This window comes from Xanthomonas bromi, from assembly GCF_900092025.1.
Taxonomy (GTDB): domain Bacteria; phylum Pseudomonadota; class Gammaproteobacteria; order Xanthomonadales; family Xanthomonadaceae; genus Xanthomonas; species Xanthomonas bromi.
Genome location: NZ_FLTX01000132.1, coordinates 1 through 2,248 on the forward strand (window position 1 = coordinate 1; position 2,248 = coordinate 2,248).

The following is a 2,248-nucleotide window of genomic DNA, read 5'->3' on the forward strand; positions in this document are numbered from 1 at the left end:
CCTTAGCGCTACTGAGCTTGAAAATCAGCAACTTGCATAGCTTATTTTTCCCGGCGACCAGTGCCGGAGACCTTTTGCGCGCTTGGGCGTTCGGCCAATTTTCCCGAGCGCTGCGGTCACCGACCTGCACCTTAGATGGCGTGGGTTAGCGGCGATCCGGGCGGCCACTTCGGTTCGGATCCTCGCCTCGTGGCGCGTGGCGCACATGGCTGTGCCACGCCTGCCCTGCTCGAAGCTGCTGCAGTTTCGCTTGACCAGCGGCGTAAACGGCGCGCCTGACGGCCTCGGTCGCTGATGCTCCAGCAGTACAAACCAGCCGCCCGCGACCTTATCCATGATTCGAGCTACTTCCACGCCGTCTATGGTGAGAGCGGTGGGCGGCCCCTCCTCGTGCTGGGAGGCCTTCTCCCACCGGAAGCCAGAAGGCAGCACAGGCTCATCCGACAGCACCGCCGCATTGCGCTGCAACAGCGTGTCGATCTCCTCGCAGCATCGGCATGTAGGTCTGCCGCTGATCGCCCTGTTTGCCGTTGTGGCTGGCCGCGCACATGCGCGCATAGCGCTCCTGCAGCGCCTTGTCGGCCAACGCGCCACTGCTTGCCTGAGTGCGCAGCGCCCAGGGATAGCGCGTGCTATTGGCGCGCAGCACCTCGGCCTTGTAGCCACCGTTGGACGTGCTGAGCGCCGCCGGCTTGCGGTCGTGCGGCAGTTGCGCCGGCTCACTGATCTCACCGGCAAACCCGCGATATTCCAGCACCGCCTTCAAGGCGTCCGCGCTGGACAGCGGCACCGTATCGCCCTTGGCCTGCGGCGCGCCGATCCATTGCTTGGGCGTGATGGGCTGCATGCGCTCGGCGCGCAAGGTGGCGTCGGCCGCGTAGCGTTTGAGGGTCGCAGGCTTCAACAGATGCTCGGAAAACATCACCCACACCGTGCCGCACAGATGCGGATAACGTGGGGCGATGAAATCAATGTCTCACCTCAGTAGCGGAAGTAGCTGTCGCCCATCGCAGGCGGATCGGTTGGCTTCTTTTTGGCTTTGGTGGTCTTGCGTAGGTCGATGTTTTTGACATCCTTCCAGCCCAAGAGAGTGAAGATCGGCTCGGCCATCTCTATGAACGGAGTGAAACGGTTGCCTATGTTGTAGCTAATCCAGCCGAAGATAACGAGAATTCCAGCCCCACCGCCGAGCGCCCCAACAATTGCAGTCTTATATTCGACATCTTCAACGAGAATATAAATTGCCAGGAAAAACGCCAAAATTAGAATATTTAAACCCCCAATTACAAGTGCAGCGAATTTGCGTACACCTTTCCAGTGTGCCTTTCCGCCAGCTGAAACATGAGGATATAACACAATAACCTGATCCTTGGGATCTAGCACAGCGAATCCAATGTAGTCGCCGCTCGGGGCAGGTTCCACCACCGTCTGAACTTCATCACCATCTTTAAAAGGCCAGTTCCACAACAAGGCTTCGACATGCTTTCCATCAATGTCGAAGCTCACTTGACATACCGGCTCCTTCATTTCATCCATTGACATAGCTGCCATTCCAGCTGCTGCGCCACTCAAACCCATAGCTGCAGCAATCACGCCAGTGGCTGCCATCCCTTTCGTATCACCGGCGCGGAAAAATATATCCGCAGTGGTATTCTTCACCTTCACATTACTCAGAACGCCACTGAGCACTTGGGCATGTACATCATTATTTTCTGACATTAATATTTAATCTCCAAATATTAATATAAACTAGACGGGACGCGCCGTTACTTCGCCAATAGCGTTTTGAAAGGCATCACCCTGCTCTTTTAAATTCTTGTAGTGCGGCCCGCTAGCACCGAAACCTAAAATCCACCCCTCATTTATTTTGCCGAACCGATTACTCTCACACCATTTCTCGAGCGCATCCGGTTCAACTGCGTAAACCAAGACATCTAAAGCCACTAGGGCGACGGTAACCTGCCATCCTCCCAGCCTCAATATTCCGACACCTATGCGCTTCATTGATGCTTTAGCTAACGCATTCTCACCTTCTTTGACAGCTGCTGCCTGCAACCCTGCCTTGAGTGAGTCGAGCCAAATTACAACACCTCTGCGACCGATGGCCTTCTCCAAAGCAGGGGCAGAATAAGCCAAAGCAGTTAAAAATTGCGCTCCCCCTACCACTCCACCTACAACCATTTTAATCGTTGAAATAATTAGCATCCCATAGCTTTTATCGGACGTGAAACGAACAACGTCACCAGCA

The 2,248-nt window shown here is 55.2% G+C and carries 2 protein-coding genes and 1 pseudogene; all 3 read right to left on the reverse strand.

The window, feature by feature from the left end:
* Positions 1-436: 436 nt before the first annotated feature.
* Positions 437-904, reverse strand: coding sequence for a hypothetical protein (locus tag XBLMG947_RS20865; protein WP_167352061.1), 468 nt, complete (start codon positions 902-904; stop codon positions 437-439).
* A 77-nt stretch (positions 905-981) separates the two neighbouring features.
* Positions 982-1,719, reverse strand: coding sequence for a putative type VI secretion system effector (locus XBLMG947_RS20870; protein ID WP_065470414.1), 738 nt, complete (start codon positions 1,717-1,719; stop codon positions 982-984).
* A gap of 30 nt (positions 1,720-1,749) precedes the next feature.
* Positions 1,750-2,248, reverse strand: a pseudogene (locus XBLMG947_RS22335) (T6SS effector BTH_I2691 family protein); the annotation flags it as partial.